The organism is Shewanella amazonensis SB2B, assembly GCF_000015245.1.
GTDB lineage: Bacteria > Pseudomonadota > Gammaproteobacteria > Enterobacterales > Shewanellaceae > Shewanella > Shewanella amazonensis.
The window spans coordinates 3,865,899-3,890,182 of record NC_008700.1; the positions used below are offsets into that span (position 1 = coordinate 3,865,899).

At 53.3% G+C, this 24,284-nt stretch carries 16 protein-coding genes and 4 tRNA genes; 13 read left to right on the plus strand and 7 right to left on the minus strand.

Annotation, left to right across the window (positions count from 1 at the left end):
* The first annotated feature begins 59 nt into the window (after positions 1-59).
* Genes SAMA_RS16965 through SAMA_RS16990 form a run of 6 tightly spaced genes read left to right on the plus strand, consistent with a single transcriptional unit; the run spans position 60 to position 8,303 of the window.
* Entirely contained in the window at positions 60-2,231 is a 2,172-nt protein-coding gene (locus SAMA_RS16965) for a type I secretion system permease/ATPase (protein ID WP_011761366.1), read from the plus strand.
* Complete coding sequence (locus SAMA_RS16970; protein WP_011761367.1) at positions 2,228-3,610, plus strand: HlyD family type I secretion periplasmic adaptor subunit; 1,383 nt, start codon at positions 2,228-2,230, stop codon at positions 3,608-3,610. The genes SAMA_RS16965 and SAMA_RS16970 overlap by 4 nt, the downstream gene beginning before the upstream one ends.
* Positions 3,611-3,639: 29 nt before the next feature.
* Positions 3,640-5,049 carry a TolC family outer membrane protein gene (locus SAMA_RS16975; protein ID WP_011761368.1) on the plus strand — a complete coding sequence of 470 codons (1,410 nt, stop codon included), beginning with the start codon at positions 3,640-3,642 and terminating at the stop codon, positions 5,047-5,049.
* Positions 5,046-5,651: an OmpA family protein gene (locus tag SAMA_RS16980; RefSeq protein WP_011761369.1), complete on the plus strand. Its 606-nt coding sequence runs from the start codon at positions 5,046-5,048 to the stop codon at positions 5,649-5,651. Before SAMA_RS16975 ends, SAMA_RS16980 begins: the two co-directional genes overlap by 4 nt.
* Before the next feature lie 16 nt (positions 5,652-5,667).
* The gene (locus SAMA_RS16985; protein WP_011761370.1) at positions 5,668-6,375 is read left to right on the plus strand and encodes a transglutaminase-like cysteine peptidase; all 708 of its coding nucleotides are present in this window, start codon (positions 5,668-5,670) and stop codon (positions 6,373-6,375) included.
* A gap of 8 nt (positions 6,376-6,383) precedes the next feature.
* The gene (locus tag SAMA_RS16990; RefSeq protein WP_011761371.1) at positions 6,384-8,303 is read left to right on the plus strand and encodes a bifunctional diguanylate cyclase/phosphodiesterase; all 1,920 of its coding nucleotides are present in this window, start codon (positions 6,384-6,386) and stop codon (positions 8,301-8,303) included.
* A gap of 194 nt (positions 8,304-8,497) precedes the next feature.
* Here the strand turns inward: SAMA_RS16990 and SAMA_RS16995 are convergent.
* From SAMA_RS16995 to SAMA_RS17010, 4 genes are all read right to left on the minus strand, one after another.
* Positions 8,498-8,574, minus strand: a tRNA-Pro gene (locus tag SAMA_RS16995).
* Between the two features lie 77 nt (positions 8,575-8,651).
* A tRNA-Pro gene (locus SAMA_RS17000) sits at positions 8,652-8,728 on the minus strand.
* 23 nt (positions 8,729-8,751) lie between these two features.
* Positions 8,752-8,827, minus strand: a tRNA-His gene (locus SAMA_RS17005).
* A 35-nt stretch (positions 8,828-8,862) separates the two neighbouring features.
* A tRNA-Arg gene (locus tag SAMA_RS17010) sits at positions 8,863-8,939 on the minus strand.
* A gap of 216 nt (positions 8,940-9,155) precedes the next feature.
* Between SAMA_RS17010 and SAMA_RS17015 the strand changes: the two genes are divergently transcribed.
* Positions 9,156-11,744, plus strand: a complete 2,589-nt coding sequence (locus SAMA_RS17015) for a sensor domain-containing phosphodiesterase (RefSeq protein ID WP_011761372.1) — start codon at positions 9,156-9,158, stop codon at positions 11,742-11,744.
* Positions 11,745-11,756: 12 nt separating this feature from the next.
* Here the strand turns inward: SAMA_RS17015 and rep are convergent, their stop codons facing one another.
* Positions 11,757-13,769 carry a DNA helicase Rep gene (gene rep, locus SAMA_RS17020; protein WP_011761373.1) on the minus strand — a complete coding sequence of 671 codons (2,013 nt, stop codon included), beginning with the start codon at positions 13,767-13,769 and terminating at the stop codon, positions 11,757-11,759.
* 144 nt (positions 13,770-13,913) lie between these two features.
* Between rep and SAMA_RS17025 the strand changes: the two genes are divergently transcribed.
* The 5 genes from SAMA_RS17025 to ubiK all read left to right on the plus strand — a co-directional run bounded on the left by SAMA_RS17025 (position 13,914) and on the right by ubiK (position 21,520).
* Positions 13,914-14,480, plus strand: coding sequence for a TetR/AcrR family transcriptional regulator (locus SAMA_RS17025; RefSeq protein ID WP_011761374.1), 567 nt, complete (start codon positions 13,914-13,916; stop codon positions 14,478-14,480).
* A gap of 16 nt (positions 14,481-14,496) precedes the next feature.
* The gene (locus SAMA_RS17030; RefSeq protein WP_011761375.1) at positions 14,497-15,615 is read left to right on the plus strand and encodes an efflux RND transporter periplasmic adaptor subunit; all 1,119 of its coding nucleotides are present in this window, start codon (positions 14,497-14,499) and stop codon (positions 15,613-15,615) included.
* A gap of 12 nt (positions 15,616-15,627) precedes the next feature.
* Positions 15,628-18,699: a multidrug efflux RND transporter permease subunit gene (locus SAMA_RS17035; RefSeq protein ID WP_011761376.1), complete on the plus strand. Its 3,072-nt coding sequence runs from the start codon at positions 15,628-15,630 to the stop codon at positions 18,697-18,699.
* A gap of 280 nt (positions 18,700-18,979) precedes the next feature.
* Positions 18,980-21,136, plus strand: coding sequence for a catalase/peroxidase HPI (katG, locus tag SAMA_RS17040; RefSeq protein ID WP_011761377.1), 2,157 nt, complete (start codon positions 18,980-18,982; stop codon positions 21,134-21,136).
* A gap of 126 nt (positions 21,137-21,262) precedes the next feature.
* Positions 21,263-21,520 carry a ubiquinone biosynthesis accessory factor UbiK gene (ubiK, locus tag SAMA_RS17045; RefSeq protein WP_011761378.1) on the plus strand — a complete coding sequence of 86 codons (258 nt, stop codon included), beginning with the start codon at positions 21,263-21,265 and terminating at the stop codon, positions 21,518-21,520.
* Between the two features lie 66 nt (positions 21,521-21,586).
* On the opposite strand, the gene SAMA_RS17050 is transcribed toward ubiK, so the two are convergent.
* Both SAMA_RS17050 and SAMA_RS17055 read right to left on the minus strand, forming a co-directional pair.
* On the minus strand, positions 21,587-22,171 hold the full coding sequence (locus tag SAMA_RS17050) for a HupE/UreJ family protein (RefSeq protein ID WP_011761379.1): 585 nt from the start codon (positions 22,169-22,171) through the stop codon (positions 21,587-21,589).
* Positions 22,172-22,199: 28 nt separating this feature from the next.
* On the minus strand, positions 22,200-22,508 hold the full coding sequence (locus tag SAMA_RS17055; protein ID WP_011761380.1) for a hypothetical protein: 309 nt from the start codon (positions 22,506-22,508) through the stop codon (positions 22,200-22,202).
* A 280-nt stretch (positions 22,509-22,788) separates the two neighbouring features.
* On the opposite strand from SAMA_RS17055, the gene creD reads away from it, so the two are divergent.
* The gene (creD, locus tag SAMA_RS17060) at positions 22,789-24,228 is read left to right on the plus strand and encodes a cell envelope integrity protein CreD (protein ID WP_011761381.1); all 1,440 of its coding nucleotides are present in this window, start codon (positions 22,789-22,791) and stop codon (positions 24,226-24,228) included.
* Positions 24,229-24,284 lie beyond the last annotated feature (56 nt).

Here is a 24,284-nt window from a genome sequence, read left to right on the forward strand (position 1 = left end):
TGGCCCGGCATAACTATACTGGGTCTAACGTCATAAAAATAATAAGGTAAATTTAAACGGTGTCTTTATCTGCTTCCGGAAGCGATGAGCAATGGACTATCGCAGCTTCCACGCGGGTCACTGTCGATCCCCTGTTGGATAGCCTGGTGCTCCTCACTGAATATTTTGGCTCCCCCTGCTCCAGTGAATCATTGGCGGCGGGACTTCCCTTATCTGGAGCCATACTGACGCCTGATTTGGTCCCTCAGGCTGCGGCCAGAGCCGGTCTTAACGCCCGCTTGACCCGTAAAGGTCTGGACCAGATTTCCCCAATAATGATGCCCTGCATCCTGTTGTTAAAAGATAAGAAAGCTTGTCTTCTCAGAGAATTGACCTCTGAAAAAGCTGTCATTCAGTTGCCTGAAACCGGCGGAGAGGAGACCCTCCCCGTTGAGCAGCTCGAAACTCTCTATGTTGGTTATCTGTTTCTGGTAAAACAGCAATATCGGGGTGATATGCGCTTTGACGTGCATCATCACGATAATAAAAGCCACTGGTTACTGAAAACCTTAAAAGATGCGGCGCCAATATACCGGGATGCGCTTATCGCCTCCGTGTTGGTGAACCTCTTTGCCTTGGTTTCTCCTCTCTTTATCATGAATGTGTACGATAAAGTGGTGCCCAACCTGGCATTCGAGTCTCTGTGGGTACTGGCCATCGGTGCAGGCATCGCTTACATCTTTGACTTGGTGATGCGCCAGCTTAGAAGCTACTTGATTGATGTAGCAGGTAAAAAAGTCGACATCATAGTGTCATCACAACTGTTTGCCAAAGCTGTTGGTATTCCACTGTCAAAACGCTCCCCCAGCGTTGGCGGAATGGCCAAACAGCTCGGCGAATTTGACAGCATTAGGGACATTCTGACATCCGCTACCATTACCACCCTGGTGGATTTGCCCTTTGCCGTCTTTTTCCTGATCATCATATTTATTGTGGCTGGCGATCTGGCTGTGCTGCCATTGCTCGGCGGCGCCATCATTATTGGCTACACCTTGTATATTCAACCAAAGCTTAAAGCTGCCATTGATGAGAGTAATAAATTTGCCAGCCTGAAGCATGGCCACCTGATTGAAAGTCTGGCAGCACTGGAGTCCATCAAAGCCTATGGCGCCGAGGGGCTGGTGCAAAAAAGCTGGCAACAGATGATTGGTCATACGGCCAATTGGCAGCTCAAAGCCAAGAAGCTGTCCAACTCGGTATCAAACGTCGCCAGCTTTATGGTGCAGCTAACCGTGGTGGGCGTGGTCATCCTGGGGGTATATAGGGTCGCCGACAATGCCATTTCCATGGGTGGCATTATCGCTGCCGTGATGCTTTCCAGCCGCGCCATGTCCCCGATGGCGCAGTTGGCGAGTTTGTTAACCCGGGCCAACCACACTGCCAGCGCCTTAAGACAGCTTGACCAGATCATGACGCAGGAAGATGAGTTTGAGAATAAAGGGCATTTGGTCAGTAAAACCCGTCTAATGGGTAAAATCGAAGCCGACCATGTGAGCTTTTGCTATCCGGGTTCCGAAAAACCCGTCTTACATCCAACGTCTTTGTCTATTCAGCCGGGCGAAAAGGTGGCCATCATTGGCCGAAATGGCTCAGGGAAAAGTACGTTGGCCAAACTCCTGTGTGGCCTGTATAAACCCACCAAAGGTAGCCTCAGATACGATGGCATTGACAGCGCCCAGATCCATCCCAGCGACCTGCGCAGAAACTTCGGTTACCTGCCTCAGGATGTGGTGTTGTTCCATGGTTCTATCAGAGACAACATACTCTTCGGTACCCGCCAGGTATCTGAACATCAGCTGATCCGCGCAGTGCAAATCTCTGGCGTCAGCCTCTTTACCAATCTCGAATCCGAAGGTCTGGATCAACAGGTCGGCGAAGGCGGACAAGCCTTGTCTCGGGGGCAACGCCAAACTGTCGCCCTGGCCAGGGCCACCCTGAATGACCCACCAATTTTGCTGATGGACGAACCCACTGCCAGCCTGGATGCCAGAGCGGAAAAACAATTTATCAGAGCTATGGAGCATGTCAGTAAAGACAGGACTCTCGTTATCATCACCCACAAGATGCACCTGCTGAAATTGGTCGACCGGGTGATCGTATTAGACAGAGGTCATGTACTGGCCGATGGACCCAAAAACGACGTTCTTGAAAAACTGAGTCTGGGGCTGCTTGCTGGAGGTGCAAAGGGATGAGTAAAGCACTGACAGCAAGGGATCTTGAGATGGTCGATGACGTATATGGCGCCATGATGACCGATGCACCTACCAGCCACAGACTCACTATCTGGGCACTCACATCGTTGATATTTGCCTTCCTTATCTGGGCGTATTTTGCTGAGCTGGATCAGGTTACCGTGGGTACAGGCAAGGTTATCCCCTCGTCGCAAATTCAGGTTATTCAAAGTCTGGACGGCGGTGTACTGCAAGAACTGTTCGTGCGCGAAGGCAATATAGTCGCCAAGGGAGAACCTTTGGCACGTATTGATGACACCCGCTTCCGCTCAGACTTTGCCCAACAGGAAGAAGAGGTGTTCAGCTTACAGGCAAATGTGATCCGTATGCGGACTGAGCTGAACAGTATTACTGTGTCAGATATGGCATCAGACTGGCGAGAGCAGGTTCGAATCGTCAAACAGGAACTGATATTCCCCGACGCTCTTAGCGCACAAAAAGCTGAATTGGTCGCGCGTCAACAAGCCGAGTATAACGGTCGACTCGACAATCTGGAAAACCAACTGGAGATTCTGGCCAGGCAAATTCAGCAGCGTCAGCAAGAAAATGAAGAGCTGACTACCAAGATAGCGACCATGACCACCAGTTTTCAGCTCATCAGCCGAGAACTGGAACTTACCCGTCCCCTGGCGCAAAAAGGCATTGTGCCTGAGGTTGAATTACTGAAGCTTGAACGCACCGTGAACGAACTCCAGGGTGAGCTCAAAGCCATGCGTCAGCTCAGACCTAAAATTAAAGCCACGCTGGATGAAGCCATATTAAAACGCCGTGAAGCCGTGTTTGTATTCGCCGCTGATACCCGTGCCCAGCTAAACGACATGCAAACCCGTTTGTCGCGTATGAGTGAGGCGCAGGTAGGGGCACAGGATAAGGTGAGTAAAGCCGTCATTACTTCCCCCGTGAATGGCACAGTGAAAACCGTCCACATCAACACACTCGGCGGCGTGGTGCAGCCCGGGGTAGATATTATGGAAATTGTGCCATCGGAAGACCAACTGCTTATCGAGGCCAAGATCACCCCCAAAGACATTGCGTTTTTACATGTTGGCTTGCCTGCCGTAGTTAAGGTAACGGCCTATGATTTTACCCGCTACGGCGGGTTACAAGGCACTGTTGAGCACATCAGTGCCGATACCACCCAGGACGAAGAAGGTAACAGCTTTTATCTGATACGCGTCAGGACCGCAGAGTCCAGCTTGGTTAAAGACGATGGCACGGAGATGCCAATTATCCCCGGGATGCTGACCTCTGTGGATGTCATCACCGGACAAAGATCTATTCTTGAATACATACTTAATCCAATTCTAAGAGCCAAAGACACCGCACTTAGGGAACGATGAGGCTCTAACTAAACCGGGAGGGTTTATCAATGAACAAGAAACGCTTGCAACAGTTGCGCTTGGGCGTACTGGCTGCAGCCATAGGCGGCATCATGATGCCTATGGCTGCAAGTGCCATGACGCTTGAACAGGCCGTCGCCCACACGCTGGACAGCAACCCTGACCTGCGTGCTGCTTTCAACCGCTTTAAAGCGCGTGAAGAGCAGGTAAGTCAGGCGATTTCCGGCTATATGCCTACGGTAGATATCACCGGTGGCTGGGGCTGGGAACAAACGGACAGTCCAGCAACACGTCGTCGTTTCGGCCGTGAAGATGGTGACTTTGAACTCAAGCGCGGTGAAGCCGGTATCAGCATCCGTCAGATGCTGTTCGATGGTTTTTATACGGCCAGCGAAGTAGATCGCCTGAGCTTTGAAGCCAGTGCAGATCAGTGGGCCTTGTTCGCCGCTGCTGAGGATATGGCGCTGGATGTGGCGAAAGTGTACGTCAATTACATCCGTGCCGAGCAGGTGATGACGCTGGCGGAGAAAAACCTGGCGACTCACAAAGAAATCTATGACCAAATCAAGCAGCGTACTGATTCTGGTCTGGGTTCTATTGCTGACTTGTCTCAAATTACCGGTCGTTTGGCCCGCGCCAACGCCAACGTGATTTCAGCGCGTAATAATTTCTTCGATGCCAAGGCGCAGTTCGCCCGCGTGGTAGATAAAGCACCCGACGACATGATTGTACCTGTACCGGATGCCGATATGCTGCCAACTGACTTGTCCACCAGTGTATCTTTGGCGCAGGAGAACCATCCGGTGCTCAAGTCGGCCGCTGCCGACATCAACGCAGCCGAGAACGAGCGCTCATCGGCGCAATCGAGCTACTATCCACGCGTTACGCTTGAGCTCGACGGGAACTGGAACAACAACCTTGATGGCGAAGATGGTATCGCAGGCACTGGCGCCTTCCGTACCGATGTTGGTGGTTATAACAACGACCTGGTTGCCATGGTGCGTGTACGTTACAACCTGTTCGCCGGCGGTAAAGATCTCGCCCGTGAAAAAGAAGCTGCCTACAAAATCGGTGAGGCCAAAGAAATTCGCCAACGCGCTTACCGCGAAGTCGTTGAAGGCGTCAACCTGGCATGGAATGCCTATGAAATGCTGACACCACAAAAAGACTACATCCGTGAACATGTGAAAGCGGCGAAGGACACACAAGTGGCTTACACCCAACAGTTCAATCTGGGTCAGCGCACCTTACTCGACTTGCTGGATACCGAAAACGAACTCTTTGAAGCCCGTAAAGACTATCTGCAGGCTGAGTTCGATGAGATTGTCGCCAAGTATCGGGTACTGAATGCCACCGGTCGCCTGTTGGATTCACTGAAGGTAACCAGACCCACGGTATGGCAGGGAGAGCGTGAATATGAAGGGGGAGTAAAACCATGAGAATGACTTTATTGATGTTGGCTCTGCTGAGCCTTGGCGCTTGTTCTATGCGCGATACCGTGAGTATGGATCAGCCTACAACACAGGTATTTGATCTGAACGATCCAGACCGTGACGGCGTAATCGAAGCCCGTGAACGTTGTGCTGGCACCGTAAAGGGTGCCGCTATCGACAACTACGGCTGCGGTGATATCAAAACCATCAACGAACGTCGTGAGCTCAAGGTATTGTTCCCCAACGACTCATCCTACCTTGCCCCACAATACTTCGGCCAAATTGAAGAGCTGGCGTCGTTCATGCGTCAGTTTCCCAATACTAAAGTGACCATTGAAGGTCACTGCAGCCGAACCGGCGGCTACGACTACAACATGGAGCTGTCTCAGCGCCGTGCCAACGCCGTCACTGAAGTATTAACACAGCAATATGGCATCGAGTCCAGTCGCCTCAAAGCTGTGGGATTTGGCTACAACAGCCCGGTTGACCCAAGTGACACCCCTGAAGCACACGATAAAAACCGTCGGGTAATCGCGGAGATTGTTGGAGACGACACTACTGCCGACATGAAGTGGAACATATATACTGTCGACCAGGAAGTGAAATAACATTTGAATCAATAGCATGAAAGGCGGACAAACGTTTACCCAAACAATGCTTAAGGTCTGCCAACACAGCCTGTTGGCAACGGCCATATTGGGAACTTGTCTGTTTGCCCAGTCCAGTACACAGCTGGACAGGAGCAAAATCGTTTCCACTCTGGAGAGCAAATATGGCCCCAGGGCCGGGAAGCGCGCCAATGCTTGGTTTCAAGTGGTTGACTCGGCCCAAGGGCTGAGCGAAATGGAAAAGCTGACGAAGGTGAACACTTTTTTTAATCTGTTCACCTTCGTCGACGACATTAAATTGTGGGGCGATTCCAACTATTGGGCAACACCCATGGAGTTTATCGGGGTTGCCGGTGGCGATTGTGAGGACTTTTCCATCGCCAAGTATTTTACCCTGCTGCAACTCGGTATACCGGACGAGAAGCTCAGGATCACCATGGTAAAGGCAACCTCAGTCAATCAATACCACATGGTGCTGGCCTACTACGAAACACCGGGGTCCGTACCACTGGTACTCGATAATCTGGATAAGCAAATCAAGCCGGCAACAGCCAGGCGAGATCTGCTGCCTGTTTATAGTTTTAACGGTAAACAACTGTGGTTAAACAAAGAAAAGGGACGGGGTGTGCTCGCGGGCTCTTCCTCGCGGCTGGAAAAATGGACCGATTTGACCCACAGACTAGGGGTTGAACGGCTCAGGCAACCCAAGATGAGATTGGAGTAACTAACGATATGACACTGTTTCGACAGCTGTATTCGCTATTGTTTGGTCTGTTTTTATTGGTAATCACCGCCTTGGCTTATGTGCAATTCACAGAAACCAAGAGCTTTTTAACCAAACAGATGGAGTCAGACCTCAATAACGTCAGCAATTCGCTGGGTTTGTTGCTGGTCCCGGCCTTGGAAACCGGCGATATCGCCACCGCCGAGACACTCATTAATGTCATCTTCGAAGGTGGTTACTACCAGCAGGTAAAGCTGACCTGGTTAGTGGATGGTAAACAACAGGAATGGAACAACAGCCTGGAAATCCAGGGCGTTCCCCAGTGGTTCATTAACCTCGGTATTTTCGGCACCATCAAAAGGGAAAGCACCATCACCTCGGGTTGGCTGCAGTTGGCACAACTGGAAGTGACTGCTCACCCCGGTTTTGGTTACCACGAACTGTGGCGCATTCTCACCAACACCATCATCGTCTTCTCTATCCTGTTTTTGGTCGCCATATTCCTCGCTCGCTTTGGCCTCAGCTGGATCTTAAAGCCGCTGCATATAGTCTCTGAGCACGCCAAAAGCATTGCCAATCGCCAATTCGGTCCAGAGCTTGCCATTCCCAAGACCAGTGAGTTAAAGGAAGTGGTGATTGCGTTTAACAGCATGTCTTCCCAGCTCAAACAAATCTTCAGCTCACTGGATGAAGAAGTAACCGCCCTGCGCAAAAAGAATCTGGTGGATCAGGTGTCTGGTTTGCCCAACCGCCAGTATCTGGTGGGGCGAATTAACAGCTGGCTCTCTGAGCCCGGCAGTGGTGCACTCTTTATGGCTAAGTTTGACTGGCTTGAAGAGGTACACGCCAAATACGGTTATCAAGTCCGCGACGAAACCATCAAGCTCCTGTCAGAAAAACTGCAATCCCAACTGGAAGAAATTGCGCCGGGCGTGGTTGCCAGAATTGCCGCGTTTGAGTTTGCATTCCTGGTATTTGATGTGGATAAAGAACTCATCAGTAAGTACCTGCAAACCCTGATACGCACAGTCAATCAGGAAATCTCAAAAGCTGGCGGCAAGCCCAACGAGCATTTCGCCATAGGTATTGCTGAACGCATTGGCTCTATGACTGTGTCTGACATACTGGCGCAATCGGATAATGCGCTGCAAACAGCCATCAAGAGTGGCAAGGTGTATCACTGGTTTGAATCCAGTGAAGAGCAGATGTTTACCCGAGAGCAATGGCGTGAAAAGCTTTCCAGCGCCATCAACGCCAAACTGTTTCAGTTCCGTTGGCAGCCAATTCAGCTCACCGACGGCGCAGGCCTGTTGCAGCATGAGCTTTACTGCCAATTGGAAATTGGCGATAAGCTGGCCCATGCCGGACAATTTATGCCCTATGTAGAACTGCTTTCACTGGGCGCCTTGCTGGATAAGTGTTTGATCCAGAAAGTGCACGATATACATCTGCTGGAGCGGAATTTTGAACCTGTAGCCATTAACCTGACCCATCAGAGCTTAACCGACACTGATTTCCATCAATGGCTGCAGCAGTTCCTGCGCTCAACCCCATTGGCAGACCGTCTGTGCTTCGATATACCTGAATCCGGGGTCTACAGTAATCCCGAAGCCTGCGAGGCTCTGTGCGCCATCATCAGGGACAATGGCGCCAAGTTTGGTATTGATCACTTTGGTCGTCAATTTGGTTCAATGTCTTATCTGCAAACTCTGAGACCCAGCTATGTGAAACTGGATCAATCCTTTGCCTACTATGACGAGAACCAGCACAACGCCGAACTGTGCCGTGCCTTGGTCAACGTAGCCCGTGGCTTGGAAATTCAGGTTATTGTCACAGGTATTCAGGAAAAGCCTCAACTGGATCGCTTTATTCCGCTGAAGACAACAGCATACCAGGGCTTTATTGCTCCACCAGTGAATGTAAGCTGAGTTCATCGACACTGACGCTGTACTGAAGGCACCCTTTGCGGTGCCTTTTTATTGCGTCATTGCAAGCCTTGAGTTTGACAGAATTGCCGCCTACTCATCGACGCCCCAGTCAGCCCTAAAGACGGTTGAGCAAAGGCTTGCATGCATGGCTTACAAAACGGAGTAATAGATGGAGAAGAAACGAAGAAAGGAAGTGGTCGGTGATAGAGGATTCGAACCTCTGACCCTCTGCTCCCAAAGCAGATGCGCTACCGGACTGCGCTAATCACCGAAACATCGAATATCACTATGATTGAAAACGAAAAAATGCCAGGCGGCATTTGTCGGTATTCAAGAATGAGGAGGAAGTGGTCGGTGATAGAGGATTCGAACCTCTGACCCTCTGCTCCCAAAGCAGATGCGCTACCGGACTGCGCTAATCACCGACGAATTTCTTCATCTGGAAAAGTGGGGTGACTGATGGGGCTCGAACCCACGACAACCGGAATCACAATCCGGGACTCTACCAACTGAGCTACAGTCACCACTGAATTTCCTTGCTGACCCGACTTAATCCAACTGGCGCACCCAGAAGGATTCGAACCCTCGGCCTCACCCTCCGGAGGGGTGCGCTCTATCCAACTGAGCTATGGGTGCCCCGCCGTGTCAGCGCCGCATATAGTAGGAGGTATTTGTTCCTGAGTCCAGAGCATAAAATGCTTTTTTTCATCGTTTGCTCAAGTTTTGATTAATCCGCTGGTGCACATGTACAAAAATCCTCCTAAGAATTCCCTTTGAGCCTATTCCATTCGGGAGTATGCTGTTCTTTTAACGTCTCTGTTACCTATTAACTTTACAACTGCGACGAACGATATGTTTAGGGATACTGGATTTAAGGACGAAGCCAATTCCCCGTCAGGGGGAAGCATTGAGCGGTTATTGAAGCGGGTTGACAGGCTCAGACGGCTTGCCGGCAAGTATAAACGTGCCGAAATCATCAGAGACGCACTCTTACAAATTACTCACATCGCCACCGAAGTGAATTCTCCGGAAGACTTCTATGCTGGCGTGCACCTGCATCTCAAATCCCTGATCGCCGCAGATAATTTTTTTATTGCCACCTATAACCACCGTACCGAGCGTCTGGAAATCCCGTTCTTTGCCGATGAAATGGATCCACATCCGGCCCAGATGTACCCAGATAGAGACATACACAGCATATTGATGCGGGGTATCACGGGTTATGTATTTCGCTGCGGCGAAACCATGCTGTGCAACGAAGCCGATTTTGAACGTCTGGTCGCCGAGGAAGCCATTGAGAATTTAGGCAGTGCCAGCCACCAGTGGCTGGGAGTGCCCATCCGTTATCAGGAGCGAACGACCGGCGTTTTAGTGGTGCAAACCTACGATCCCAACGTGAATTACGGCCTAACGGAAATAGAGCTGATGGAATTTATCAGCCACCATATTTCCGGGGTAATGGAGCGCCTACGTCATCAGGAGCAGCTAGAACAATCCATCGACCAGCGGACTAAGGAACTCAGCGAAGCCTACGACAAGCTGAAACTCGAAGTCTATGAAAGACGCCGAGCCGAGCGACTGCAAAAATCCCTGTTTGAAATTGCTGAATTGTCGGCATCGGGGCTGGAGCAGGAAGACTTCTACAGTCGACTGCACAACATTCTCAGCCACCTGATCCCCGCCAGTAACTGCTATATCGCGCTGCTGGACGATACCAATCAGCAGCTGCATTTTCCCTTTTATGTTTCGCAGCTTGGCACGGAGCCCCCCAGCCGTCGTCCCCTAACCGATGGGCTGACTGAATACCTGCTCAGCAGACGCCGCCCGCTGCTGCTGGATCAAAAAGACATCCAGGATCTGGTCAAAAAGGGGGAGATTTATGTCAACACCCCCAATCTCAACAATACGCAAAAGATGCACCAATGGATTGGCGTTCCACTCTTTATTGGAGACGAAGTTCGCGGCGCCCTGACCATTTACAGCCTCAGCATGACCCAGAACTATCAGATCCGCGATTTGGAACTGTTGACCTTCGTGTCACAGCACATAGGCACGGCTATCGAGCGCAAACAGCATGCTGAGTTTATGAAAAAGAGCTACGAGCGGCTCGAATCCAAAGTCGCTGAACGCACCCGCGAGCTGGAGCTGGAAATTCAGCGCCGCCGGGAAGTGGAACAAAAGCTTATTCACGACGCCAAACACGATGCGCTGACAGGCCTGCCCAACCGCAGCATGTTCACCGAACGCCTCGGTCAGGCAGTGCGGCATGTCAGACGCCATGGCCGCGACCAATTCGCGCTGCTCTTCATCGACCTGGACAGATTCAAGCAAATCAACGATACCCTGGGGCACTTGGAAGGCGATCGTTTTTTGATAGAAACGGCCCGCCGCCTGTCCCATTGCATTCGCGAAAACGACACCCTTGGCAGATTGGGCGGAGATGAATTTGTCGTGCTGCTCGACCAAATCAATACCCCCAAAGACGCCGAAGAAGTCGCAGAGCGCATCCTGTCTCAGCTATCAGAGCCTTTCCAATTGGGTGATGCCCTATTCCAGTCCGGCGCCAGTATTGGTATTGCGATCAGCGGACGCAGTCAGCAGGATACGCCCGAGTCCATGCTGAGAGATGCTGACGCCGCCATGTATCAGGCCAAGTCCCGGGGCAAGGGATGCTATGTGGTTTACGACAGCAAACGCCGCGAGGAACATCAGGCCGAGCTACATGATGAGGCATTACTGCGGGACGCATTGGCCCGGGACGAGTTGTATCTCAAAATCCTGCCGGTGGAGTCACTCTCCACGGGGGAACCTCTGGCCTACCGTTTAAGCCTTGGCTGGCGTCCCTCAAAAGGAGGCGAGCTGGCGGAAGACACTATTCTATCTATTGCCGAACGCTCCAATCTTATCCTCGAGCTGGACCGCTGTTTGCTGAGACACCTCAAGCGTCCACTTCCCCTCGAGCTCAACGATGCCGAACTGCATTTGTGTTTATCCAGCGCCCATCTCAAGCACAAACATGCCCTGAGAGGCCTGAAAAACATGGTCAGAGAGCTGAATCTGGATCCCGCAAAGCTGTGGCTATTTTTCGATGAACGAGCCTTGGTGCAAGACACTCAAGGGCACATTGCAGGCTTCGAGGCACTGGGAAAACTGGGGGTGAGTTTCGGGCTATCGGGCTATGGCAATGGCTACAGCTCACTGAAATCCCTCACTCTCATGCCCATCAAGGCGCTACGGTTGGCGCCCACCACAGACAGACTTGGCTCGGAAAAAGTGCGCTTACTTACCGCCTCGGCCATGGCAGCGTCTTCATTGGGATTAACCGTCATCGCCTCAGGCACCGAATGTAGCCTCACCCGCCAGAGTTTGGTGCAGGCAGGTATCGATCACATTCAACAATTGCAGCCACTACATCAGGCGCAGAGCAGCGTCTGCGCCTGATATCCTGAGTCATTATTTTTTAAACATGGCCCTGATATTGGCGATATTGGCTTTGCCCGTTTCCTGCCGTTGTTGCTCTGTTTGGGGCTGCTTGCGACTCTCCCAAATCAAGTCATCCTGGGGTAGCTCGTCCAGAAAACGGCTGGGCTCGCAGCGCATGGTTTCGCCGAACTGACGCCGCTCACGGCACAGGGTAAACCAAAGCTCCCGCTGCGCACGGGTCACCCCCACATAGGCAAGCCGCCGTTCCTCTTCCACGTTGTCTTCATCTATGCTGGTCTGGTGCGGCAGAATACGCTCTTCCATGCCAATCATAAACACGTAGGGAAACTCCAATCCTTTAGAGGCATGGAGGGTCATCAACTGTACCTGATCGCCGGCTTCGTCTTCGCTGTTACGCTCCATCATGTCTCTGAGGGTCAAACGGCCCACCACCTCCGGCAGCGTCATTGGCTCGTCCAGATCGTCCCCATTGAGCATCTCAGTGACCCAGCGATACAGCTCGGAGATATTCTTCATCCGCATTTCTGCCGCTTTGGCGCTGGGGCTGGTCTCGTAGAGGAAGTCCTCGTAATTGATGTTGCGGATGAGCTGCTTGATCGCATCCACGCCTTCACCGCGCTCAGCAATGTCTCCGGTTTCAACGATAAAGCGGCCAAATTGCTCCAGCGCCGACAGGGCACTGTTACCCAGATGGAGCTCCAGCTCAGGCTCAAAAATAGCCGCAAACATGGAAATATGTTTGCTGTTGGCAAAGTTACCCAAGCGCTCCAGAGTTGCCGGGCCGATGCCGCGTTTGGGCAGGTTGACTATCCGTAAAAACGCATTGTCATCATCTGGATTCACCACCAGCCGCAGATAGGCCATGATGTCCTTGATTTCAGAACGGGCAAAAAAGGACGTGCCACCACTGAGTTTGTAGGGAATGCGGTTGGTCATCAGCGCTCTCTCTATCAGACGCGATTGATGGTTGCCGCGATAGAGAATGGCGTAGTCGCCATAACTGGTTTTCCCTACGAAGCGATGGCGAATAATTTCAGCCACCACCCGCTCAGCTTCCTGCTCTTCATTCAGCGCCGTGATAACCCGCATCGGCTCGCCGTAGGCAAGCTCAGAAAACAGTGACTTGTCGTAGACATGGGGATTGTTGGCAATAAGGATGTTGGCCGCGCGCAAAATGCGCTGACTGGAGCGGTAGTTCTGCTCCAGCTTGATAAGCTTAAGGCTCGGAAAATCCTTGCCAAGGAGCACCAGGTTTTGGGGCTTGGCACCGCGCCAGGAATAGATTGACTGGTCGTCGTCCCCCACCACAGTAAACCGGGCACGTTCGCCCACCAACAGTTTTACCAGCTCATACTGACTGCCGTTGGTGTCTTGATATTCGTCCACCAGCAGGTACTGAATACGGGTCTGCCAGCGCCTGCGCACTTCTTCGTTATGCCTCAGCAGCAATGTCGGCAGCAGAATAAGGTCATCAAAATCGAGGGCATTGTATGCCTTCATGTGCTGGGCATAACGCTGGTACAGGAGCGCAAACAACTGCTCCCGCTCATCTTTGGCTATCTTGCGAGCATGATCCGGGATCACCAGCGCCCCCTTCCAGTTGGAAATTGAGGTCGCCAGCAGCTTGAGCAGATCCTTGTCTTCCTGAAGCTCTTTTTCGGTCAGTTCCTTTAAAAGCGCCAGGGTGTCCTGATCATCAAACAGCGAAAACCCGGCCTTCAGCCCTACAGCCTTGTGTTCACGCTTGAGAATTTCCAGCCCCAGAGTGTGGAAGGTAGAAATCCACAGCCCCCGCGCCTCTTTGCGGCCCATGGATTGGGCTACCCGCTCTTTCATCTCCCGCGCCGCCTTGTTGGTGAAGGTCACGGCGGCAATATTGCGAGCCTGATAGCCGCACTTCTGCACCAGATAGGCAATTTTGTTGATGATCACCCGCGTTTTACCGCTGCCCGCACCCGCCAGCACCAGACAGGGGCCGGAAACATAATGGACTGCATCATTTTGCGCGGGATTCAGCTTCATGGGGGCGATATTCAACCGGGTTAACCAAACAGAGGACTGGCGATCATAGCAGATCCCAAAGCGTACAGGCGACCCTGCAGCGCTTGCCAAATGTTTTGTCGCGCCATAAAATGAATGAACGTTCATTCACTACGAGTATCAGTTATGGACAATAAGCGGGAACAAATTCTCAGAGCAGCCGAAAACATCATCGCCAACGATGGTTTACACAATCTGTCGATGCAGAAGCTGGCCAAAGATGCCGGTGTGGCTGCTGGCACCATTTATCGCTACTTCGCCGATAAAGATGCTCTTATCGACGAATTGAGGCGCGATGTGCTGACTCAAATCGCCAACTTTATCCTTGAGGACGCCAGTAAAGGCAGCCTGGAAGATCGCTTTCGGCGTATTTGGTTCAACATCATCCGGCTGGGTGAAACCTGCACTCTGGAGCGGCTCAACTTCGAGCAATACACCCATCTCCCGGGCGCCAACAGCGAAGAGCACCGCAAGTTTGAGCGGGAAACATTCGCTCCCCTGCACTTACTCTTTGCCGAGGCAAAGGCCCAGGGACTGATGCTGGATATGGATGACGAACTCTTGTTTGCGCTGGCCTTTGAGCCAGCCGTAGGCCTGTGCAGGCGGATGCGCCGCACCGGTCTGAACTTTCAACAAAGCGAGCTGGAGCAGGTATGTGACCTGTGCTGGCGCGCCATCAAGCCTCACCAATAAGCGGAGCCAATAGGCAATGAAAAAGTGGATTCTGGTCATGCTGACCATAGCGCTGGTGACTCTGGGGAGTGTCATCGGCTTTAATCTGTTTGTAAAAGGCAAAATTGCCGAGGCCATCGCCAATATGCCGGAAGCCGAGTTTCCGGTCACGGCGCTGGCAGTGAGCCCCACAAAGTGGCAGCCCACCATCGATGCCATCGGCTTTGTCGAGCCACATCAGGGGGTCACCATCGCCAACGAAGCAGCGGGCGTGGTGACCAATATCGCCTTCGAAAACGGCAGCAATATCAGCAAAGACCAATTGCTGGTTGCCCTGGATACCCGGGTTGAAAAAGCAAATCTACAGGCCAAGCTGGTGCAGCTGCCAGCCTCCGAAGCCGACTTCAAACGCTTAACGCGTCTGTACGCACAAAAATCCGTATCAAAACAGGATTTGGACAACGCCGAGGCCAAGTATCTGGCGCTGAAGGCCGATATCGAAAGCCTGGAAGCCACCATAGGTCGTCGCGAAATCCGCGCACCCTTCTCTGGTCTGGTGGGTATCCGCAACATCAACCTCGGTGAATATCTCCAGGTGGGCAGTGACATAGTGCGTCTTGAAGACATCAGCACCATGAAAATCCGTTTCACCATTCCACAAACCCAGCTACCCAGAGTGGCAGTGGGACAAAAAATTCATGTGTATGTGGATGCCTATCCTGAAGAAGCCTTTGAAGGGGAAATCGCCGCCATCGAGCCTGCAGTCTTTTATCAAAGCGGACTGATTCAGATCCAGGCCAGGATCCCCAACGATCATGCTCGCCTCAGAAGCGGTATGTTCGCCCGGGTCAGCGTTCTCCTCGATAAGCTCGAGCAACAAATCGTGCTGCCACAAACAGCCATTAACTTCACGCTCTATGGCAACTCGGTTTATCTCGTTGAGAAGCATGATGAAAACGGACAGGCTGTTTTAAGAGTTCGCCAAATCAATGTGAATGTACTCGAGCGCAGTGGCAACGATGCCTTAGTCACAGGCCCATTGAAGCCGGGCGATCTGGTAGTCACATCCGGGCAGATCCGCCTGTCCAACAACAGCAAGGTCAGCGTGGTGGAAGACAAGGCCATGACCGACGCCGCCAACATGCCCAAGCTCTAAGGAGACATCCGGATGCGCTTTACTGACATCTTTATCAAACGGCCGGTGCTTGCCGTTTCGATAAGCTTCCTTATCCTGCTGCTGGGGTTGAATGCCCTCAAGAGCATGCAGGTGCGGGAATATCCCGAGATGACCAATACCGTGGTCAACGTGGCCACCAGCTATTATGGTGCCGACGCCAACCTCATTCAGGGCTTTATTACTCAGCCGCTGGAACAGGCATTGGCCCAGGCTGACAACGTGGATTTTATGACCTCCGAGAGTTTTCTCGGCAAGTCCAACATCAACGTATATATGAAGCTCAACACCGATCCCAACGGCGCCCTGGCTGATATTCTTGCCAAGGTAAACTCGGTGCGCTCGCAGCTGCCCAAAGAGTCTGAAGATCCGACTGTGACCATGTCCACCGGCTCGCAAACATCAGTGCTCTATATCGCCTTTTCCAGCGATAGCATCAACTCCAGTCAGCTTACTGACTATCTGGAGCGGGTGGTGAAGCCGCAGCTGTTTACCATCAATGGGGTGGCTAAAGTTAACCTCTACGGCGGTATCCAGTACTCGATGCGCATATGGCTCGACCCGGCCCGCATGGGCGCGTTTAACCTGAGCGCAACCGAAGTGATGCAGGTGCTGCAGGCCAACAACTTCCAGTCGGCTGTGGGTCAGGCCAATGGTGTCTACACCCTGTTTAACGGCACCGCCGATACCCAGGTGGCCACCATCGACGAGCTTAAGCGCCTGGTGATTAAGAGTGGTGACGGTAAGGTGGTGCGCCTCGGTGATATCGCCGAAGTGTCTCTGGACAAGAGCCATGATGTTTACCGCGCCCTCGCCGACGGTCAGGAGGCTGTGGTGATAGGTCTGGATGTGACGCCCACCGCCAACCCGCTCACTGTGGCCGCCGATGCACGAACATTACTGCCGGAAATCGAGCGCAGCCTGCCGCCATCCATCAAGGCACGCATCCTCTATGATTCATCCCGCGCCATCGACGAGTCCATCAATGAGGTGATTAAAACCATCGGCGAAGCGGCGATTATTGTGATTGTGGTGATCACCCTGTTTTTGGGCTCGCTGCGCGCCGTGCTTATTCCGATTGTGACCATTCCGCTGTCGCTGATTGGCGTGGCCATTATCATGCAGACCTTCGGGTTCAGCTTAAACCTGATGACCCTGCTCGCCATGGTGCTCGCCATTGGTCTGGTGGTGGACGATGCCATCGTGGTCGTGGAAAACGTCGACCGTCATATCAAGCTCGGTGAAAGCCCGTTTCGCGCAGCCATTATCGGTACCCGCGAAATTGCGGTACCGGTGATTTCCATGACCATTACCCTGGCGGCTGTGTACGCGCCAATCGCGCTGATGGGTGGCATAACGGGCTCCCTGTTTAAGGAGTTTGCCCTGACCCTGGCGGGCGCGGTGTTTATCTCGGGCATTGTGGCACTGACGCTGTCGCCCATGATGTGCTCGAAAATCCTGAAAGAGCACAGTGCGCCGAGCAAGTTTGAGCATGCGGTTGAATCAACCTTGAGTCGCATGACCGACAGTTATTCCCGCATGCTGGCTGCTGTTATGCAAAAACGTGCCGTGGTGGTGGCCTTCGCGATTATCGTGTTTGCCTCGCTGCCGCTGCTGTTTAAATTCATCCCCGCTGAGCTGGCCCCCAAGGAAGACAAAGGTGTGGTGATGATGATGGGCACAGCGCCTTCCACGGCCAACCTCGATTACATCCAGGCCAACATGACGCTGGTTACCAATATGATTGCGGCCCAGCCTGAGTCGGCAGCTTCTCTTGCCTTTGTGGGCATTCCGAACGCCAATCAGGCATTTGGTATTGCACCTCTGGTGCCCTGGAGTGAGCGTGACAAGAGCCAGAAAGAGATGCAGAAGTTCTTTGCCGGTGAGGTAAAGAGCATTCCCGGCATGGCGGTCACCACCTTTGAGATGCCCGAGTTGCCCGGCGCCTCCAACGGCTTGCCCATTCAGTTTGTGGTCACAACCGCCAGCAGTTTTGAGAGCCTGTTCCAGATTGGTACTCAGGTGCTGGAGAAGGTGCAAAAGAGTCCTTATTTCATCTACTCCGAGATGAACCTGAAGTTTGACTCAGGCAGCATGCGCATCCATATCAAGCGCGATCTGGCGGGCACCTACGGGGTGACCATGCAGGATATCGGCATGACGCTGTCGACCATGATGAGCGATGGCTATGTCAACCGCATCAATCTCGATGGCCGCTCCTATGAAGTGATCCCACAGGTGGAACGTAAACTACGCGCCAATCCCGAGTCACTGGCAAACTATTACGTAAAGGCGGCCGACGGTAATTCCATCCCGCTCTCAAGTCTGGTGGAAATCGAGATGGTGGCCCAGCCCCGCTCTTTGCCCCACTTCAACCAGATGAACTCACTCACCATTGGCGGCGTGGCCACTCCCGGGGTTGCCATAGGTGATGCCATCGCCTTCCTTAAGGACATTGGCGACAACCAGTTGCCCAAGGGCTACAACTACGACTTCCTCGGCGAAGCCCGTCAGTTTGTGACCGAAGGTTCGGCGCTTTACAGCACCTTCCTGCTGGCCATTGCCATCATCTTCCTGGTGCTGGCGAGCCAGTTCGAGAGTCTGAAAGATCCTGTGGTGATCCTGGTATCTGTGCCGCTTGCTATCTGTGGCGCCCTGATTGCGCTGGGCTGGACCCATGTGTTCGGACTCTCGTCCATGAACATTTATACCCAGGTGGGTCTCATTACCCTGGTGGGTCTTATCACCAAGCACGGCATCCTGATGTGTGAAGTAGCCAAGGAAGAGCAGCTGCACCGTGGTATCAGCCGTATCGAAGCCATCAGCCTGGCAGCCAAAATCCGTTTGCGCCCCATCCTGATGACCACAGCGGCCATGATTGCTGGCCTTATTCCGCTGCTGTTCGCCTCCGGCGCCGGCGCCGTGGCACGCTTCAACATAGGTCTGGTGATTGTGGCTGGCCTTGCCATAGGCACTGTGTTCACCCTGTTTGTACTGCCGGTTATCTACAGCTTTCTCGGTGAAAAACATAAGCCACTGCCAGAGTTTGTGGAAGCCAATGCCTGATAGCTGAATGCACGAAAAAGCCGGGACCAGTCCCGGCTTTTTTATGACATTTTCATTCTCACTCAACCTCTGCTGGTGCCTACATAACAGGTCGTTGCAATCGTTAAATGTGATTGGAAGCTGACACTGGGCTCTACTAGTATGGTTGAGTCAATACAATGTGCAGCCAAAGGTATCGGCGGCCAATCGCAGCTGAAGACTCAGATGCCAAGCTTCTGTCGATGCCATGTTTTCTGATGGAAGCCCTTAAACAGGGAATGGTACTAAGGAGAGCAGCAACATGAGTAATGAAGGCAAATGTCCGGTAATGCACGGCGGTGCAACCTCTGCCACCCAGGCCGACAATCATTGGTGGCCCAAAGCCCTGAACCTCGACATACTCCACCAGCACGACAGTAAAACCAACCCCATGGCACCGGGCTTTAATTACCGGGAAGCCCTGAAAGGCCTCGATGTGGAGGCACTCAAACAAGATCTCAAAGCCCTGATGACCGACAGCCAGGCCTGGTGGCCAGCGGACTGGGGCCATTATGGCGGCCTGATGATCCGCATGGCGTGGCACTCGGCCGGCACCTATCGCATTGCCGACGGTCGTGGTGGTGGCGGCCATGGTGCACAGCGCTTTGCCCCACTCAATTCCTGGCCCGACAATGGCAATCTCGACAAGGCCAGGCGCCTGCTGTGGCCCATCAAACAGAAATACGGCAACAAAGTGAGCTGGGCCGACTTGATGATTTTGGCAGGCAACATGGCGTATGAATCCATGGGGCTGAAAACCTTCGGCTTTGCCTTTGGTCGTGAAGACATCTGGCACCCCGAGAAAGACACCTACTGGGGCGCAGAAAAAGAATGGTTGGCCCCCAGCGGCGGCGCCAACAGTCGCTATTCCGGGGTTCGCGATCTGCAAAACCCACTGGCAGCAGTGATGATGGGGCTGATTTATGTCAACCCGGAAGGGGTCGATGGCAATCCAGACCCACTGAAAACCGCCCAGGATATGCGCGTGACCTTCGCCCGAATGGCGATGAATGACGAAGAAACTGTGGCACTCACCGCCGGTGGCCATACCGTGGGTAAAGCCCATGGTAATGGTAACGCCGCCAATCTGGGGCCTGAACCTGAAGCCGCGCCTTTGGAAGAGCAAGGCTTTGGCTGGATGAATCATCAAAGTCGCGGCATAGGCCGCAACACAGTCACCAGCGGAATCGAAGGCGCCTGGACCACCCACCCCACCCGTTGGGACAACGGTTATTTCCATCTGCTGTTCAGCTACGACTGGGCACTCACCAAGAGTCCGGCAGGCGCGTGGCAGTGGGAGCCGGTGAACATCAGGGAAGAAGACAAGCCAGTGGATGTGGAAGACCCCAACATCCGCAGCAACCCCATGATGACAGACGCCGACATGGCGCTGAAGATGGACCCGGATTACCGCCGCATCGCCGAAAGATTCTTCCACGATCCCGACTATTTTGCCGACACCTTTGCCAGGGCCTGGTTCAAGTTGACTCACAGAGACATGGGCCCCAAATCCCGCTACTTTGGTCCGGATGTGCCAGCAGAAGACTTGATTTGGCAGGACCCGGTACCCAAGGGTAACAGTCAATATGACCCCGAGGCGGTTAAGGCACGCATCGCCGGTACGGGGCTTGGCGCCGCCGAGCTGGTCGCCACCGCATGGGACAGCGCCAGAACCTATAGAAACTCAGATAAGCGCGGCGGAGCCAACGGCGCACGCATCCGCTTGTTGCCGCAAAAAGACTGGGTAGCCAACGAGCCCGCCAGACTGGCCAGAGTGCTGGAGCTGCTTACCCCCATCGCCAGCGACATGGGCGTCAGCATTGCCGACACCCTGGTGCTGGGTGGCAATCTTGGTGTCGAGCTGGCGGCCAAAGCCGCCGGTTTCAATATCAAGGTGCCTTTTATCCCCGGTCGTGGTGATGCCAGTCAGGCACAAACCGACATCGACTCCTTTGAGGTGCTTGAGCCACTGGCCGATGGCTTCCGTAACTGGCAAAAGCAGGACTTTGTGGTCACGCCGGAAGAAATGCTGCTCGACCGGGCACAACTCATGGGACTCTCAGCGCCGGAAATGACAGTGCTGATTGGTGGCATGCGCGCCATGGCGGTTAACCATGGTGGAACCACACATGGGGTGCTGACCGACAATCCCGGCAGCCTCAGTAATGACTTTTTCGTTAACCTCACCGATATGAGTTATCGCTGGAAACCGGTCGCCAACAATCTCTATGAGATCTGCGATAGGGCAAGTGGCCAGAAAAAATGGACCGCCACCCGGGTCGATTTGGTGTTTGGCTCCAACTCTGTATTGCGCGCCTACGCCGAGTACTATGCCCAGGACGACAACAAAGAGACCTTCGTAAAGGACTTTGTCACCGCCTGGTGCAAGGTGATGAATGCCGACCGCTTCGATGCCTAGGCCAACGATGCCATTCTGAACTGACAACGCCTCCGTAAGGAGGCGTTTCATCATCTACAGAGGCACTTGGGCTTGGGCATTGGCTGGGGTACAATCGAGCCAATTCAAACCAAGGCGGAATGACAGATGCTGAACCCCAAAAAAATCGAAGACTTGGCCAAACAGCTCAGTGACAACCTTCCTTCTGGCCTCAAGCAGTTTGCCGGAGAAGTGGAAGAGCGCAGCAAGCAGGTATTGCAAAGCCAGTTGATGAAACTCGACCTGGTATCCCGGGAAGAATTTGAGGTGCAGCAACATGTGCTGCTGCGTACCCGCGAAAAACTGGAAGCGTTGCAGACCAAGGTCGAAGCACTGGAAAAACTGTTGGAAGACAAGCAGGCCTGAGCCTGTCATTAATTCTCACAGTTAAAAACGCCGGGCAATGCCTGGCGTTTTTCATTATCGACCAGCTTATCCCGGTAACACTGTGCCTATCAGGAACAGGGTACCCATGGCAGCGATGCCAGCTCCGGTGATACGGGTCAGGGGATAACGGCGCTCTTTCATCGCAAGCAATAAACCGGTAAATACACCGATAAGGTGTATCGTAGCTGTGCCGAGGATAAAGCCCAGCCCATACAGCCAGGGACTCGCCAGTGTTGGCATTTCCATACCATGGGCATGACCATGGAATATGCCAAATACGGCTACCGCCAACATGGCAGGCCAAAGCGGCAAAGCACGGTTAAAAGCAATGGCGAGCCCAAGCAGCATTACCGACAACGCAATCCCGGCTTCCACCAGAGGCAAGGCGATATCGGTTATACCAAGCACGGCACCAAGGGACATAAAACACAGGAAGGCGAGTGGCACCTGCCAGATGGCGTGCCTGCCAAGTCGGGTACTGACCATGCCAACACTGAGCATGGCGAGCAAATGATCCAACCCCAGCACAGGGTGGGAAAAACCGGCACCGAAGCCACCACCCAGGGCCACTTCATGGGCCGATGCTCCCGCAGAAAACAGCAAACACCACAACCCAATTCCCTTTCTCATCGGGCCAGACTCCTTCAATGTTTTATAGCTATGCGGCCAGATCGTAAATTTTTGCGGCGCCCTCCCAACCATTTTCCCTTGCTGACTCAATCAGATAATCAAGGTCAAGCTCGCAGCCCTGAGGCATCTGCGCCTGAATGGCATCGATATGGCAGTGGAACGTCTGAGTTTCGTCGGACCAGGCCACAGAGATCACGGGCTCGCTGTTGCCACTGGGCTCCACCAGCTGTAAACCCACAAAGGGCACAAAGGGCAGGGTCAGCTTTTTAGACAGGAATGCCGCGCGTTTACGATCGAAACTGCGGATGGCCAGGGTAAATTGAACCTGAAAGCGCATCTTGGACCTCCTTAGCATTCCCGGGGCACAAGTGCGCACCCGGGCCACACCTGATGTCAGCATATGCCAGTCCACTCGCCTTCGGGGTGACCCCGGTCAAATTTGCTGCATCCTGTATTAACTTTAGTCAAGGATGACAACAATTTGCACAATCGCTGCTTTGTGCATCGCAATTGCCATAATTCTGCCACTATTGATCATGGGTCTGCCCCCCTGTTCAGCCCAGGTTCTGTTTCAATTACTGCAATCTCACCACGAACCAGACTGCAAGGAAGAACAGATGGCGGACATGTTTTTCGGCCTCATGGCGCTCGCGCTCCTCGGGGCCATTGGCTTTGGTGCCTTTGTGGCCATTCGCGCCGGACTGACACGACTTTACGGCAATACCGATAATCCATTATTGCTGAACAGGATCGCCCTCATTCTCAAGGGATCACTCACCCTGATGCTGTGCCTGCTGGCCATCATTCCGCTGACACTGGTACAGGACCTGGCCTCAGACAGAGAGCGTCTGTACCGTGATGTGGTGCGGGACATAGGTCAGGCATGGGGCGAAGAGCAGGTTCTGGCGGGTCCCGTGTTGGTGCTTCCTTATCGCTATTCGGTGCTCACCGAAGAAACCAGCGCCGATGGCAGTCGCAAGCAAAGGCGCAGCAGCATTGAGGATGAGCTCCTTATCCTGCCCGAGCACCTGAAAATGAAGGCGAGCCTCAACCATGACTTCCGCGACCGCGGCATTTACCACTCACTGGTGTATCAAAGTGGCGTTGAGGGGCAGGCCGAGTTTTCCCTGAACCTCCCCCTTATCAGCAATCTGGAAGCTTACGAATTTAATCGCGCCAGACTGGTATTTGGTCTGTCTTCCAATCAGGCCATCGATGGCGTGGATAATTTTGTGGTCAGTGGCGATGGCTTGAGCTCCCACGGCTCGCTGATGTCAGGCACGGGCCTGGCTCAGGAGGCACTTAGTCGGGGATTTCATCAACCGGTGCAGCTTGGACAAAACACAGCCCCCTTCAAAGTGGACTTTAAACTGCGCCTCAGGGGCTCACAGGGTATTGGGTTTCTGCCGCTCGGCGAAGACTCACGCTTCGAACTCAATGCCGACTGGCCTCATCCCAGTTTCAATGGCATTTTGCCCGAAGCCCGCGAAATAAATGCCAATGGCTTTAATGCCAACTGGCACATCAGCCACCTGAGCCGCAACTACCCACAAATCATGCGCGCTTCTCAACCCATGGATCTGATGGAGACCCGGGCACACACGCAGCTGTTTGAACCCGTCACCCACTACGGCAAGGTAGAACGCGCCATTAAATATGGTCTGCTGTTTGTGGCCCTGACCTTTATCCTGCTGCTGATGTTTGAACTTGGGCAGGGACAAGCCTTGTCGGCCTTGCAATACCTGCTGGTTGGCGCAGCCATGACCCTGTTTTATTTGTTGCTGCTGGCATTGTCAGAGCATTTGAGTTTTGGTCAGGCCTTTATGATTGCCGCAGCCGTGCCCGTGCTCAGCATTCCTGCCTATGTGGCCAGCGCCACCCAAAGTTATGCTCGCGGCAGCATCATGCTGGCCATGTTGCTCGGTCTCTATGGTCTGCTGTATTCCATTTTGCGGCTCGAAGACTATGCCCTGCTGATGGGCAGCATGCTCTTGGTTACCGTCCTCTTGGTACTCATGTACCTGACAAGACGCCAGGGTAAATGCCTCCCGCAATAGACCGAATATCCAGTTCATCCCTTGAGCCTTGAACATGAAGGACACGGTGGCCAAAT

What these genes read in the sequence shown, in the direction of transcription:
- SAMA_RS16970 (WP_011761367.1), top strand. Translation starts at nt 2,228, where the DNA reads ATGAGTAAAGCACTGACAGCAAGGGATCTTGAGATGGTCGATGACGTA.
- SAMA_RS16975 (WP_011761368.1), top strand. Translation starts at nt 3,640, where the DNA reads ATGAACAAGAAACGCTTGCAACAGTTGCGCTTGGGCGTACTGGCTGCA.
- SAMA_RS16980 (WP_011761369.1), top strand. Translation starts at nt 5,046, where the DNA reads ATGAGAATGACTTTATTGATGTTGGCTCTGCTGAGCCTTGGCGCTTGT.
- SAMA_RS16985 (WP_011761370.1), top strand. Translation starts at nt 5,668, where the DNA reads ATGAAAGGCGGACAAACGTTTACCCAAACAATGCTTAAGGTCTGCCAA.
- SAMA_RS16990 (WP_011761371.1), top strand. Translation starts at nt 6,384, where the DNA reads ATGACACTGTTTCGACAGCTGTATTCGCTATTGTTTGGTCTGTTTTTA.
- SAMA_RS17015 (WP_011761372.1), top strand. Translation starts at nt 9,156, where the DNA reads ATGTTTAGGGATACTGGATTTAAGGACGAAGCCAATTCCCCGTCAGGG.
- rep (WP_011761373.1), bottom strand. Translation starts at nt 13,769, where the DNA reads ATGAAGCTGAATCCCGCGCAAAATGATGCAGTCCATTATGTTTCCGGC.
- SAMA_RS17025 (WP_011761374.1), top strand. Translation starts at nt 13,914, where the DNA reads ATGGACAATAAGCGGGAACAAATTCTCAGAGCAGCCGAAAACATCATC.
- SAMA_RS17030 (WP_011761375.1), top strand. Translation starts at nt 14,497, where the DNA reads ATGAAAAAGTGGATTCTGGTCATGCTGACCATAGCGCTGGTGACTCTG.
- SAMA_RS17035 (WP_011761376.1), top strand. Translation starts at nt 15,628, where the DNA reads ATGCGCTTTACTGACATCTTTATCAAACGGCCGGTGCTTGCCGTTTCG.
- katG (WP_011761377.1), top strand. Translation starts at nt 18,980, where the DNA reads ATGAGTAATGAAGGCAAATGTCCGGTAATGCACGGCGGTGCAACCTCT.
- ubiK (WP_011761378.1), top strand. Translation starts at nt 21,263, where the DNA reads ATGCTGAACCCCAAAAAAATCGAAGACTTGGCCAAACAGCTCAGTGAC.
- SAMA_RS17050 (WP_011761379.1), bottom strand. Translation starts at nt 22,171, where the DNA reads ATGAGAAAGGGAATTGGGTTGTGGTGTTTGCTGTTTTCTGCGGGAGCA.
- SAMA_RS17055 (WP_011761380.1), bottom strand. Translation starts at nt 22,508, where the DNA reads ATGCGCTTTCAGGTTCAATTTACCCTGGCCATCCGCAGTTTCGATCGT.
- creD (WP_011761381.1), top strand. Translation starts at nt 22,789, where the DNA reads ATGGCGGACATGTTTTTCGGCCTCATGGCGCTCGCGCTCCTCGGGGCC.